The sequence below is a fragment of the Nostoc sp. genome, assembly GCF_036917555.1.
Taxonomy (GTDB): domain Bacteria; phylum Cyanobacteriota; class Cyanobacteriia; order Cyanobacteriales; family Nostocaceae; genus Nostoc.
The window spans coordinates 1-12921 of sequence record NZ_JBALDD010000026.1 but is presented as its reverse complement, the minus strand read 5'-3'; the positions used below and the strand labels follow the sequence as shown (position 1 = coordinate 12921).

Genomic DNA, 12921 nt, shown 5'->3' with positions numbered 1-12921 from the left:
GCACTGGAAGCTCTAGTGGAACTACAGGCACTGGAAGCACAGCTCCTGGAACTACAGGCACTGGAAGCTCTAGTGGAACTACAGGCACTGGAAGCACAGCTCCTGGAACTACAGGCACTGGAAGCTCTAGTGGAACTACAGGCACTGGAAGCTCTAGTGGAACTACAGGCACTGGAAGCACAGCTCCTGGAACTACAGGCACTGATTCCACAACAGGCACTGGAAGCACAGCTCCTGGAACTACAGGCACTGATTCCACAACAGGTGGTGGTGGTACAACAGGCACTGATTCCACAACAGGTGGTGGTGGTACAACAGGCACTGATTCCACAACAGGTACTGGAACTACAGGTGGTGGTGGTACAACAGGCACTGATTCCACAACAGGTACTGGAACTACAGGTGGTGGTGGTACAACAGGCACTGATTCCACAACAGGTACTGGAACTACAGGCACTGATTCCACAACAGGTACTGATGCCACAGGTACTAACAGAAATACAGGCGTCACCACTTCCGAAAGAACTAGCGATCGCGGTTTCGATTGGGGTTGGCTAGGTTTGCTTGGTCTAGCCGGTTTAGCAGGACTACGTAATCGCGAAAAAGTCCGGGCTTATAGCGATCCTGATGAAGTAATAGGTTCTCGCACCAAAAAATAGTATTCACCACACTTTAGGAGGGCACAGCTGTAGTTTGTGCCCTCTGTGTCTTTTGCAAATCTGACGCGATCGCAGCTGTATCCGTAAGTTATACAAAACCAACCTGACCAACGGTAACATTCAGGTAATTGAGAATCGTTTAAAACTTCCAAAACTAGGATGGGTGAAGTTTCACAAATCTCAAGATATTACTGGAAACCTTGTAAACGTTACCATAAGTCCCACTTTCTCTGATAAATACATTGCTAGTATCATACGAGGTTCAAATGATTACTTCATGTCAATTAGAAACCGCTATATAATCTGTCGCATAATGATGAAGTGAAACACTCATAGTTAGCTACGGCTGAACTATCAGCTTCTGTAATCACAGGAGATTGCCTCAGAGCGATACCCTTAAAAATATTATCTAAAAATTCATATATTTCAGCAGAAAATAGTCAATTATTTTTTTGGCGAAATTTACCGAAAAAATCGGTGCAAAGCGGATAATTGACGGCAAAGGCAGTAAAAGCTGGTTTACTTAAATGTAAATCAGAGAAAAAAGCTATGAAAAGGAGTCAGAAGTCAGAATACCCCAAGCAATCAAGTCAGGGGTTTCAAGCAAGGAAAAATTTTCTTTATATCCACGATAGTGTAGCGTTAGCGAGTCTTCTCCTTTCTTTACGAGACGCTACGCGAACGCGGAGCGTTCCGTTCGCGGAGCGTCCCGTAGGGAAGGAAAGGCGTTAGCCTCTCCCTTTGGGAGAAAGGGAGACGCTTTAGCGCAACGAGCGTCTTAAAATCGCTTGCTCTAAACCACGATTCATCCACTTTTTCGTTCAGAATTATTCTGAATTCTGGCGACTTACTCCTGAATTCTTTTTCGGTAACAAACTCTACTAAATTGTGGATAAAAATCCGTTAACTTAATAAAACTGATAAATGTAATTCAGGCTACATAAAAATGCGCCTAGAGCAGTTGCAAGCCTTTCTAGCGATCGCCCAAACCGGCAGCTTTCAACAAGCAGCGCGAACATCTGGTGTTACCCAATCGACAATTAGTCGCCAAATCCAAGCATTAGAAGCAGATTTGGGGATAGAACTGTTTCACAGAAGCACTCATGCCAAACTGACGCTAGGAGGTGAACGTTTGTTACCCCGCGTCCGCAAAATTTGCCAAGAGTGGCAGACTGCTACAGAAGAATTAACCGATTTAATCGCCGGAAAGCAACCAGAACTTTGCATTGCCGTGATTCACTCTTTATGTGGATCTTACTTACCACCAGTGTTGCAAAAATTTTGTCAGAATTATCCAGATGTGCAATTGCGGGTGACTTCATTGGGAAGCGATCGCGCCCTCAAAGTCCTTAAAGATGGATTGGTGGATTTAGCAATTGTGATGAATAATCGCTTTTTAACCATCAGTAGAGAAATGGTGGTAGAAGTACTTTATGATGAACCTATAGAAGTTTTAATCGCAGTCAATCATCCCCTGGCACAATATGAATTCGTCCCTTGGTCGGAGCTAATTCGTTATCCCCAAGTGGTTTTTAAAGATGGCTATGGGATGCAACGCTTAATACAAGATAGATTTGAGCGGATGGAAGTTACACTCCAGTCGGCTTTAGAGGTAAATACCCTAGATGCCTTCCGGGGAGTGGTGCGCCAAGGGAAATTGATAGCTTTGCTACCTCAATCAGCATTACTGGAAGCTCGTCTTGACCCTACCCTGGCGATTCGTTCTTTAGCCAGTAATAATACTAGTAGTTTAGCAGATGGTTCCAGTTTGACTCGGCGGGTAGTTATGGTAACAACTCAAGACCGTCTGCAAATTCCCCCCATCAAACATTTTTGGCAACTTGTGCAAGAAAATATTCCACTGCAAATTGACCAGCAGCGATCGGCTTCTTAAGCGTCAAGTCGCTTCTCTACGAGACGCTGTGCGAACGCTCCAATTAAAAATTAAAAATTATTAATTAAAAATTGCACTTCTAGGGGGCTTGAACCCACCACTGACCAATTAAAAATTATTAATTAAAAATTGAATAAACAAATCTTAATTTTGCATTTTTAATTCCTGATAGCGTAGCGTTAGCGAGTCTACGAGCGTCAGGGTGGGGGCTTTGACGCGTTCGCGTAGCGTCTCTGTTAGGAGAAGGATTAATTAATTAAAAATTATTCTTGTTCTTAATTTTTAACTTTTAATTTTTAATTCAAAAAAGGTCAAGGCAGGAGGCAGGAGGAACCCCCATAAATAAATCATCTCTCAAAAGCACTTAAGACTTACGCACTGTACAAATTCAGTGATATTCAACTGATGTCGTGCATTAAAGGTAAATTTTGCAATCGCACCTCATTTACTGCTTGAGATGAAGCACCAGAGGACTCTAAACCAAAACCACGTGTCGGTTGTTTGAGTGAAGTATTGAGAAGGTAGCAGTGGTAGCTTTTTTGGGCTGACCTATGCGTTTTCTCATTTTTTCTCCAGATGCCTAAGCAGTAAGTGGATGAATATTTTGCTATTACTAACATCTAGAGTACAGCGATCGCATTTCCAACACAATTTATCGAAAGTCTAAATTTTCAGGAACCCGATTCTATAGTATCGGGCGATCGCACTTCAAGAGGTGTAGGGTAGGCAAATTCTGATAATTTGACAATTTCATGTGCATTTACTCAACCTAAAATAGATGCAATCGCAATTTGTAGCAACTTCTGCCTTGCCTCCTCCCATCCGTGAGAGGGGAGCCAAAGATTTAATTCCCCTTCTCCCTTGGGAGAAGGGGTTAGGGGATGAGGGCGTGAGGTGAGCCAATTTTGGATTTTGGATTTGAGATTTTAGATTGACCCCAAGCATAAATGTAGGGGCTTCAATAAAAATTTTGGATTTGAGATTTGTTCCATGAATAAATTCAGGGGCTTCTCTACGAGACGCTACGCGAACAGACCTGTTTAAATTTTGGATTTTGAATCATTCAATTCCATTTTCCAAAATTTAAAATCTAAAATTTGGTGATATGTAAAACACCTACCCAGTATAGCTTTTAAGCCTTAATCCGTTCGAGGTTGGCAGTTTTTTATTCTAAGAACGCCGTACATTCAAGCAACACCATTCTTTACGTTTCCATAGGGTAGCGACAACCCAACCATTTTCTTCTAAAGCGTCAGCAACAGCTTTAGATTGTTCTAGTAAAATACCAGTGAAAATTGCCCAAGTTTCAGGTTTAGCGATCGCACTCATTTCTGGAATCAATTCAATAATCACATGAGCCAAAATGTTGCAGACGATACCATCCACTGGGTTTTCAATTAGTTTTGTCAAAACGTCTACACTTCCCTGTGCAGGTAGTAAACGTTCTGGGCTAATATCATTCAGCACACCATTACTGATAGTTGATTGCACTGCCAAAGGGTCAGTATCCACTGCATAGACTTTCTCGGCTCCCAATAGCAGTGCACCAATGGAAAGGATACCAGAACCACAGCCTATATCCGCAATTACCAGATGCTCATGTTTGCCACTATTACCCACAAAGGACTGAGGAACTCCACTTAGCCGCATTTCCAGAGATTCCAAACATAGCTGGGTGGTGGCATGGTTGCCCGTACCAAATGCTACACCAGGATCGAGGCGAATCACTAATCGTTCGGTTGTTTCTGGTAATGGTAGCCAAGCGGGGTTGATTAAGAAGCGATCGCCTATTTCTTGTGGATGCCAATATTGTTTCCAGCTAGTCGCCCAATCTTCCTCATCAATTAACTGCCATTGCAAGGAAGGAGATGAAATTCCTACACAGAGGGCATCTTGACGCAGCCATAGCGATAGCGCTGCCAAATCTAGTAGCTGCGTTTGAATTGTCGGCAGATAAGCCTTGACTAAAGATGAATTTCCTTTATTTTCACTAGCTGTACCACGACAGCCAAAATCTTCCAGTCGCCAAAAGATCGAATCTTCTAAGTCTGGCTCACATAAAATATTCAGTTCCCACCAGGTGTTTGCCATTTTTAAGTGCTGTTAGCGCTAGCGGGGCGTTCAGCCCGTGCTAAGTACTGAGTGCTGAGTTTAAGAGAGTTATGAGTTATCAGTTAGGAGTTAGGAGTTTTTAACTTTTAACTCCTCACTACTCACTCCTAACTTTTCTTCACTCAGCACTCAGCACTCATAGTGTTACTGTATACGCGTCCCGAATACCAGGGACTTTTATAATCTCATCCAAAATGCCCTCTGGTAAAGGGTCATCTATACTCAGAGCCATCACGGCATCACCACGGACGATTTTGCGACCTACTTGCATACTGGCAATATTTACATTAAAACTGCCGAGTAGGGAACCAAGTTTGCCGATAATCCCTGGCATATCGCGGTGCAGGGTAAACAACATATATTTGCTGGGTGGGACGTTAATCGGGAAACCGTCAACGTCGGTGAGGTGGATTTCCCGCTCACCCAACAAAGCACCTGTAACAGAATGAGTACCTAAAGTACCCGTGGCTTCTAGATGCAGTGTGCCCGCATAATCTCGAATGGAAGCATCGCGGGTTTCAATCACCCGAATTCCGCGTTCTTTGGCTTCTATGCTGGCATTTACATAATTTACTCGTTCCCGCAAAGCTTGGTAAAGTAGTCCTTTGAGGGCAGCAACGATCAAAGGCTGACTTTTGTTGGTTGCGAGTTCCCCTTGCAGTCGAATATTGAGTACTTCTACCCTTCCACCAGCTAGTTGTCCTACTAGATTACCTAGAGTTTCTGCTAGTTGCATATAGGGTTTGAGTTCTTCCAACACATCGGGGCCGAGTCCAGGAATGTTGACGGCTGAACGTGCTGGTAGTCCTAAAAGTACATCCCGAATTTGTTCGGCAACATCAATGGCCACATTTACTTGAGCTTCTGCGGTAGAGGCTCCCAAGTGGGGAGTGAGGATGATTTCTTTACCTAGCGATCGCAATTCAGATTCACCCAGTGGTTCTGACTCGAACACATCCAAGGCTGCACCGCCGATTTTACCCGCTTTCAGAGCTGCTGCTAAAGCTACCTCATCAATGATCCCACCACGAGCGCAGTTGATAATCCGGGCTGTAGGTTTCATCTTTGTTAAAGTTGTGGCATTGATTAAGTGGGTAGTTTCTGGGGTTTTCGGGATGTGGAGGGTGATATAGTCTGCTTGCTGGAAGAGTAAATCTAGCTCCACCAACTGACAGCCAATTTGTTCGGCTCGTTCTGTAGAAATAAATGGGTCATAAGCTAGGAGTTTCATCCCCATTGTTCTAGCTACAGCGGCAACATGGGAGCCAATTTTACCCAAACCGACAACGCCGAGAGTTTTTTTGTAGACTTCCGCACCAACAAAACTATTGCGATCCCACGCACCGCGTTTCACCGAAGCGTTAGCATCGGGGATGTGGCGAGATAAAGCCAAAATCATCGCTAGCGCGTGTTCGGCGGCGGCAATTGTATTTCCCTCTGGAGAATTGACTACCACAATTCCCCGGCGTGTGGCAGCGGGAACATCCACATTATCCACACCTACACCAGCACGACCGATGATTTTTAGCTGGGTGCCGGCTTCAATGATTTCTTGAGTGACGCGCGTACCAGAGCGAATCATCAGCGCGTCATACTCACCAATAATTGCGATCAGTTCCGCTGGTTTTAGACCTAGTTTGACATCAACGGTAGCAACTTGCGAAAGAATGTCAATTCCAGCTTGGTCAATCGAATCAGAGACAAGAACCTTAGACATGATTACTTCATTTAAAGCTACAGGTTTTGCTGCACAAGACTTTTTAGTTTAGTCTTTATCTGTCGCAATTCAGCAAAAATTATTCGTTTGAATATCAACTTAACCTTTACTTACACTACGTGCTGATAGTATTGAAGCGTGAATTGCTCCCGATGGGCACTGCCTCCTAAGTTTTTGAACATAAGTTAGCTGTTTGCACCACCCTGTCGCTAAATATAAAGCATGAATAGCACTAAGCACCGATATATTTATTAATAGTTAAGAGTTACCAAAATTTTATCGGCTGAAGCAACTTCCTTTGTTGCGCATAAACGCTTGTATGCTTGACTGGGCTGCAACTTTAGCTGAGGCAATGCTATGCACAACCAGGAAACGAGCTAGTAACTAATATATCTGTCCAATATCGTCTGTTTCTCAATACCACAAGTGGTATCCCTTAGTCAAAGCAAACATTGGCTAGTCAAGATCATCCGATTGTGACAGTTAGAATTTGGGCATCAAATAAATTTTATTGCTCATGATTCCGACAGATTTAAGATTGTTTAGTAGTTAAAAACTACCAATTAGTACCAGTAGAGTACTTAATATACAGTAATAAACTAGTAATTTTTCAAGCTAATTTTGAGAGTTTGTAGTAAGCACTAAAGTGCTTAAAAAATTAGAACTAAAGTCCTGACTACGAACTCGTTCACACCTCGTGATTAATGAGACAGACTATTAATGACATTGCAAGGGGAGAAATAGCTATAATTCTGTTGAGCCAAATAGAGCCAAATATCCTTTGAATTTTGGGAAAACCAGCCATGTTAGAGTACAACTTGCCAAGGTACTTGCCCTCAGCCGAGGAACTACCAGACTCTGATGAAACGGCTATGGATAATGGAACTGCAATAATTGATACCAGGCTTGTTAAAGTCGATCCTGCTGATACTTTGGTCAGAACGCATGGACTGGTTGTTTGCGATAGATATGGGTATTTATTATCACCCTGATAAACCGCCAATTGTGCCAGATGGGTTTTTGAGCTTAGGAGTAGAGCGGTTTTATGATGAGGAACTGCGTCCCAGTTATGTGCTGTAGGATAAAAATGTTATACCGATTTTCGTCCTAGAAGTAGTTTCCCAAAATTATCGTAAGGAATACACTACTAAATTGGATGAATATGAGGCTTTAGTTGTACTTTATTCCTCTCGCCGCCGCCACAAACCGCATCTGGAAGTACATAAGTTAGTTAATGGTAAGTATGAATTGCACTAAATCTTCTTTTACCTTGTCCAAACTTTCCCTCAATAGAATTACGAATCCTTTCATCTGACAAAGCTTGCTTCTTTTTATAAAATACTGTAGATAAGGGTTATCCTTAATTTATTCTACTGTTTCTCTATCGCTTATACCTAACTTTTCTTTAATTATTAATGCCCCTAATGCCATCTGAAATGGCTTTGCTGGCGCTCCCATCTCTATAGAGAATTTGTCATAATATTCGTCTTCAAATTCTGCCCAGGATATTAAAGATGCCAGAACTACCCAACGATTATCTGATAATACGTATGTATTTGTTTACCTCCAGATTCCAACCGCGCAGCTTGAAACGATAACCGGATCTGTTCGGCGTACTGAAATACTTTCTCTTGTGTCAGCCCAGGTAAAACCAATACAAACTCCTCACCACCGTATTTACACACAATGTTTTGAGAGTCATTATAGTGGCGAAGAAGGTCTGCAAATACCTGAATTACGCGATCGCCAACCTAATGAACGAATAGACTTATCCGAAAATAGTAAATGTATACAGCAAATGGATTTCAGCGATTATAAGGGAATGTGCGATCGCTAGCATCATCGAAATCAAAGGCTTTGCTAGCCAAAGAAAATGAGCGACGCTGCCAAGCTACAAACGCAACAGTAGTTGAGATGATTACAGTAACGCTCAGAATAACAAAGTAGAGATTAGACCTCTTGTATAAGTCGGACAGACCCCCCTTAATCCCCCCGATATATTGGGGGAAACTTGAAATCTTGCCCCCCCAACACATCGAAGAGGGTTGAGGAGGGGTGATTCAAGGATTTTTGCAAGAGATCTATTGTACTGAAAAAGCATAGTGACAAAGCATTTAATAGCTGATCTCAACCTTATGAGATAAGTTTGAGCAAGTCATAATGTTCCAGTAATTTTTATAATTACTTCAAAACGGTCAAGTTACAGCAAAATTATGAATTCTTAATTATTACAGAAAAACTATTGCTTTTTAGAAATAACGTTCCTGATTCCACTTTTAGAGCTAACAGTATCACCTTTGTAACGAGGGATAATATGAATACTGGCGTGCATAATATTTTGACCTGCGGCTCTATTGATGTTCATTCCTATATTAAAGCCATCAGGCTCAAATTCACTTTTGAGAATTTCTTGTACTTTGTTCACCATAAACCAGCAAGCCGATTGCTCTTTAAATGGTAGTTCAAAATAGCTGTTGATATGACGTTTGGGAATAATTAGAACATGCCCTTTACTTATTGGATAGCCATCAAAAATAGTATAAGCAGTTGCTGATTCAGTTAATAGTCTGAGAGTTTGATGGGGATTACAGAATATACAATAGTTAGATGAATTTCGCTGATGATTATAGTGAACATACTCATATATTTCTCGATATTCATCTAAGTAAATTGAAGTAAAGGGAAGTTTGGCAATGCACTGATAGGTAGGTTTTTTGTGAATATAATGTTCTCTAAACCCTTCTCTCTTTATATCCCTTCTTACAGCATAATAAGCTTTGCCTCCTGGTTTTAATAAATGTGATATTTCCATTAGGACATTAGCTTGTTCTTCGGTAAATAAAACATTTAAAACATAAAAGCAAATTATTGTATCGAATTTAGTATCAGGATATTTTGGAAAATAATAAGGGTCATAGCCTGTAATATCACAACCTTTTTGGCGCAATATTTTAACATCATTACCAAAGCCACAACCAAAGTCTAGTATTTTGCCTTGGAGAAGGTTTTGATTTAATAAAAACTGTGCCGGAAATGATAGATAACTTCTTTCGATCGCAGTAAGATGACTGAACTGATTTTTTTGCTGTTTCATAGAATTTTGGCGCTGATGTCCCAAAATTATTATTCCCAGCATTTGTTTAGGTTATGCGATGTCTACGACGGGTTATTCAGCGTCGCATCAGGGTCAATACCTAGCTCACGTAACTTAGCTGCTAATATATCAGCACGTTGGCGTTCTTGTTCAGCACGTTGGTGTTCCTGTTCAGCACGTTGGTGTTCCTGTTGGGCGCGTTGGCATTCTTGTTGGGCTTGCTCGCTGCTCCACAACAGCAAATTTTCTTCTCTATCCCACCAGCGCAGCCAATTCATAGTTTGACATAATCTTTCACCTTGCCAAATTCCGAGAAATAACTCTAACTCAGAAATCCAAAAGCGTCCATTAGCGTCTGCTTGCTGCAAAGTATATTGTCCATTTTGCAAGCACCGTAATTCTATACTTGGTTCGTAAGGGTCGTAGGTTACGTAGGTTGGAACTTGGAGAATCTTTTCGTAATAATAGAGTTTACCGTAGGGTGGAGTTGAACGGACTGATAGCTCTCCACCTTCTGTGTCTGAGAGAAATTCCATCACTACAGCCACAGCAGCGCCTTCTAAATTTGGGGTATAGCTGCGACGAACTACATTTGTTCCTACAGACTGCACTTGAGGGACGTAAAACCAGTCTGGTGCTTTAACAACGATTTTTTTCTTGACTGTGGCTACAAGTCCAAAATTAGAGCCAATCAGCATTTGAGATTGGATGCGTCCTGTGGTTCCCAAAGCATCGGTAAGCGCAGCAGCGATCGCGGGTTGTTGAATATTTTCCACTGGATCGTCTGGTAAAATGAAGTCGGCTGGAAGGGCTTCCCAAGTAACAATTGGTTCTTTTTGGATGGGGTTAACTTGTAGAACCATAAAACTACTCCTAGTATCAATGCACAGTTATTAGTTATTTTTAACAAATCTTCAGTGAGCATCGCTTTTAAGTTAAAAACCCAGAAATCTGGAAAGATTTCTTTGACAGGTGTATATACTCGTAGTCAAGCACTTAGCAGGCGTGAGTATGATAGTTGAGTGGTTCACTCTCTGGATAGGTCAAAAAGCGGTTGGATTTCTTGTCAAAACTATTATCAGCGAAGAATTTTTCAAAGATTTAGTCAAGGACTACGCTAAAGATTTTTTTAAACATATCTTTAATAATGCTGTAACCGCGCCCTTGAAGCAAGAACCGCTTCAGAAAACTGTAGTTATGGCGCTGACAGAGTTTTTGCAACTGATGCAGCAACAGTTAAAGGTTCGTTGCAAACTTGATGAAGCTGAAATTCAAAATTACGCTGAAGATATCAAGAAATTTATCCGTGAGAAGTCGGTTAAAGAAATTCTTGGTCAGGCTTTTGATATTAAATGTGATTCTCTAGATTTTAAAACACTAGCAGATAGTTGGAAAAGACTTCAACTCCAACCTTTACCGCTTAAATTTAACTGGCAAACAATTATAGACCAGTATCTCATACAAGTTCAAGATATTCTTTCGGATTCAGAAGAGTTACGCTATATATTAGAACTTCAGAAATTATCCAGTATTGATAAGACTTTAAAAGAAAACGCTGATATTCCCAAGGATTTTAATTTACCGCAATATTTAGAGACTATTCGTGAACGCTACGGCAATCTGAAGTTAGATAGTTTAGAAACTACAGCCCGCGAACATCCGGTAAATTTATGGCAAATGTTTATTCCGCAAAATGTGCGGCAAGTTTATCAGGTTTTACCAGAACTGCCTAAAGAACATCTCCGCAGGCTACAAGAAAGTAACCAATTAGATGCGGAATTTGAAATAGAAAAATTTCAACAAGAAACAGAACGTTATCAACGCAATTATTTTGAACAGCCAATCCGTTCAGTATTAGATGTTGTCCAAGATAAACAACGCAAAAATTATCTAGTTATTTTAGGCGATCCTGGTTCTGGCAAGTCTACATTGTTGCAATATCTAGCGTTGGATTGGGTAGAAAAAACTTTTGAGCAGAATGATTTGAATCTGCCAATTCCTTTGCTGATTGAATTACGCAATTATATGCGCGATCGCAATGCGGGTAGTTGTAATAGCTTTCTCCAATTTTACCATAATAGTCCCAATTGTTTTTATCACCTGAATCAACATAAATTGCACGAGCAGCTAAAGGCTGGTAACGCTTTAGTCATGTTTGATGGTTTGGATGAAATCTTTGAATCGGCGAAGCGGGAGGAAGTAATTACCTGTATTCATCGCTTCACTAATGAATATCCCGATGTGCAGGTCATTGTTACTTCTCGGATCGTTGGCTATAAGCAGCAACAGTTGCGAGATGCAGAGTTTCGCCACTTCATGTTGCAAGATTTAGAACCAGTACAGATTCAAGATTTTATCGAACGCTGGCATGATAAAACTTTTAGTCAGGCGGAAGAAAGAGATAAAAATATCAAACGTGAGCGTCTACAAAGAGTAATTAATGAATCAAAAGCAATTGCAGAACTTGCACAAAATCCACTGCTGTTAACCATGATGGCAATTCTCAATCTCAGGCGAGAATTACCTAGAGATAGAAGCGAACTGTATAAAGAGGCTTCAGAGGTTCTGCTGCATAATTGGGACGACGGACGCAATTTAAAGCCTGATGAACGTCTGGAAATTATTGATTATAAAGATAAACAGGCAATGTTGCGTCAAGTTGCTTATCAAATGCAAACCAGTGAAAAAGGTTTAGCTGGCAACATTATCTATGCGGATGATTTAGAAGCAATCTTCACTAAATATCTGCAAAGCATACCAGTGAGTGATGCCAGAGATAAAGCTAGACGGTTGATGAAGCAACTGCGCGATCGCAATTTTATTTTATGTTTCTTGGGTGCAGATTACTATGCCTTTGTGCATCGGACTTTTTTAGAATATTTCTGTGCTTGGGAGTTTGTCTGGCAGTTTGAGAAGGAACGTAGTATTACAATTGAGTATCTCAAAACTAAAGTTTTTGGCAAACACTGGCATGATGAAACTTGGCATGAGGTGTTGCTGTTAATTGCGGGAATGATTGATGCGAAATTTGTTGGTGAAATTCTTGATTACTTAATGGTACAAGATGGTGAAGAGGAAAAATTTATCAACTTATTTTTAGCGGCTAAATGTCTTTCAGAAGTGAGAAATCGCTTGGTTATTGGGTCAACGGCTAATAAATTGCTTGACAAGCTAAAAGAATTAACTAAATATGACCTCTGGTACTATTACTCCTTCGATGATCACGAAGAAACTAAGCTAGTTCAGGAAATTTGCACTCAAGCAGTTGCAACAATCGCCACAATTTGGAAAGATAACAGCAATATTTTACACTGGCTCAAAGACTGCGCCACTGCTGATAATCAATGGGCTGTGCGACGTGCAGCCATCGAAGCATTAGCCAGCAATTTCCAAGATGACCCGGACACCCGCTCGTTTCTCAAAGACCGCGCCACTGCTGATAATC

At 41.2% G+C, this 12921-nt stretch carries 9 protein-coding genes and 2 pseudogenes; 4 read left to right on the top strand and 7 right to left on the bottom strand.

Annotation, left to right across the window (positions count from 1 at the left end; genetic code table 11):
- Together V7K60_RS35230 and V7K60_RS12500 are read left to right on the top strand one after the other, a co-directional pair.
- A partial coding sequence (locus tag V7K60_RS35230; protein ID WP_442944388.1) for a WGxxGxxG-CTERM domain-containing protein occupies positions 1–659 on the top strand: 659 nt, incomplete at its 5' end.
- A 946-nt stretch (positions 660–1605) separates the two neighbouring features.
- Positions 1606–2553 (top strand): LysR family transcriptional regulator, encoded by a 948-nt coding sequence (locus V7K60_RS12500; protein WP_334925904.1) that lies wholly within the window; start codon positions 1606–1608, stop codon positions 2551–2553.
- A gap of 398 nt (positions 2554–2951) precedes the next feature.
- Here the strand turns inward: V7K60_RS12500 and V7K60_RS12495 are convergent, their stop codons facing one another.
- From V7K60_RS12495 to serA, 3 genes are all read right to left on the bottom strand, one after another.
- Positions 2952–3173 (bottom strand): hypothetical protein, encoded by a 222-nt coding sequence (locus V7K60_RS12495; RefSeq protein ID WP_334925902.1) that lies wholly within the window; start codon positions 3171–3173, stop codon positions 2952–2954.
- 550 nt (positions 3174–3723) lie between these two features.
- Positions 3724–4644, bottom strand: coding sequence for a 50S ribosomal protein L11 methyltransferase (gene prmA / locus V7K60_RS12490; RefSeq protein WP_334925900.1), 921 nt, complete (start codon positions 4642–4644; stop codon positions 3724–3726).
- A 157-nt stretch (positions 4645–4801) separates the two neighbouring features.
- The gene (gene serA, locus V7K60_RS12485) at positions 4802–6382 is read right to left on the bottom strand and encodes a phosphoglycerate dehydrogenase (protein WP_334925899.1); all 1581 of its coding nucleotides are present in this window, start codon (positions 6380–6382) and stop codon (positions 4802–4804) included.
- 803 nt (positions 6383–7185) lie between these two features.
- On the opposite strand from serA, the pseudogene V7K60_RS12480 reads away from it, so the two are divergent.
- A pseudogene (locus tag V7K60_RS12480) lies at positions 7186–7633 on the top strand (Uma2 family endonuclease); the annotation flags it as partial.
- Positions 7634–7750: 117 nt separating this feature from the next.
- Here V7K60_RS12480 and V7K60_RS12475 read toward each other — a convergent pair.
- The 4 genes and pseudogenes from V7K60_RS12475 to V7K60_RS12460 form a co-directional block, all read right to left on the bottom strand.
- Positions 7751–7921 (bottom strand): annotated as a pseudogene (locus tag V7K60_RS12475) (IS5/IS1182 family transposase); the annotation flags it as partial.
- Positions 7906–8118, bottom strand: a complete 213-nt coding sequence (locus V7K60_RS12470) for a GGDEF domain-containing protein (RefSeq protein ID WP_334925908.1) — start codon at positions 8116–8118, stop codon at positions 7906–7908. The pseudogene V7K60_RS12475 and the gene V7K60_RS12470, both read right to left, overlap by 16 nt.
- A gap of 503 nt (positions 8119–8621) precedes the next feature.
- Entirely contained in the window at positions 8622–9476 is an 855-nt protein-coding gene (locus V7K60_RS12465) for a bifunctional class I SAM-dependent methyltransferase/HIT family protein (protein ID WP_334925906.1), read from the bottom strand.
- 62 nt (positions 9477–9538) lie between these two features.
- On the bottom strand, positions 9539–10339 hold the full coding sequence (locus V7K60_RS12460) for a Uma2 family endonuclease (protein ID WP_334925897.1): 801 nt from the start codon (positions 10337–10339) through the stop codon (positions 9539–9541).
- Between the two features lie 148 nt (positions 10340–10487).
- On the opposite strand from V7K60_RS12460, the gene V7K60_RS12455 reads away from it, so the two are divergent.
- The coding region (locus V7K60_RS12455) for an NACHT domain-containing protein (protein WP_334925895.1) at positions 10488–12921 on the top strand (2434 nt) is incomplete at its 3' end.